The 1,181-nt window shown below is 63.0% G+C and carries 1 protein-coding gene; it reads left to right on the top strand.

Going from position 1 to position 1,181, the window contains the following annotated elements; translation table 11 throughout:
- Positions 1–215: 215 nt before the first annotated feature.
- Positions 216–1,163, top strand: a complete 948-nt coding sequence (locus tag AC0L30_RS42980; protein WP_007591328.1) for an IS110 family RNA-guided transposase — start codon at positions 216–218, stop codon at positions 1,161–1,163.
- Positions 1,164–1,181 lie beyond the last annotated feature (18 nt).

Below are 1,181 nucleotides of genomic sequence, written 5' to 3'. Positions count from 1 at the left end.
CCCACCCTTGTAATAGCGCGATCAGTTATTCTCGACCTGTTCCGTGAGGAATGGCCTGCCGCGGTTTGCACCCCGCGACAGGCCGCTGATGATCGGATCGAGCCCACCCAGAGCAGTTTGTGGCTGCCCCGTAGCGTGATCGCGTCAGCACCTTCATCGGACCCGGATGGTTGCCGGAACAACTTGGTTCGCTTCACAAGGCAGGGTCGACGAAGATGACACAGACTAACATAACGACGGCCGGGATCGATACGTCCAAGGCCAAGCTGGACGTCGCGGTTCATGGTCGAACCGAGCGCTGGCAGGTCGCCAATGCTTTGCCGGGTTGGCGCGCTCTGGCAGCAAACCTGGCCAAGGCCGGCGTCACACGGATCGGGATCGAGGCCACTGGCGGCTATGAACGTGGCGTGGTGGAGCATTTGCGATCGGCCGGCTTTACCGTGCTGTTGCTGCAGCCGCTTCAGGTCAAGGCGTTCGCCAAGGTCCATTTGCGCCGGGCCAAGAATGATGCGCTCGACGCCGTATTGATCGCTGCCTGTGCTGCGGCGCTCGATCCCCCTGAGATCGCGCCGGATCCGCGATTGACGGAATTGGCCGACTATCTGACCTTTCTTGAGCAGATCGAGGAAGACATCCGGCGCTTCAAGACCCGTCTCGAGCACATCGACGAGCCTGCGTTGCGACGCATCGTCGACAGCGACATCACCCGGTTGAAGGCACGCAGGGCGGCGCAGATCCGTGACATTGCCAAGCGCCTTCGTGCCTACGACGATCTGGCCAAGCGGCTCAAGCTGGTGCTGAGCGTTCCCGGCATCGGCGAGCGGACGGCGCTGGCGATCGTCATCCGCATGCCCGAGCTCGGTCGCGTCAGCCGGGAGCAAGCCGCAGCCCTGGCCGGGTTGGCTCCCTTCGATGCTGACAGCGGACAGCACAGAGGGCAGCGCAAAATCGCCGGAGGCCGCAGCCGCCTGCGGCGCTCCCTATTCGCCGCCGCCCTTCCAGCTGCCTTCCGTTGGAACAAGGCTCTGATCGCGCTGTATGCCCGCCTCATGGCAAACGGCAAAGTCCATAACGCAGCGCTCATCGCCTGCGCCCGCAAGCTCCTGATCTACGCCAATACTGTCGTGCAACGGGGCACGCCCTGGATCGAAAAAGCCGCCTAGCCTTTAATGGTTGCTACG

Source organism: Bradyrhizobium sp. MI1.11 (assembly GCF_055811255.1).
This window is presented reverse-complemented; position numbering and strand designations above follow the sequence as displayed.

Bases quoted from the DNA above. Each gene is read 5' to 3' on its own strand.
- AC0L30_RS42980 (WP_007591328.1), top strand. From the start codon at position 216: ATGACACAGACTAACATAACGACGGCCGGGATCGATACGTCCAAGGCC.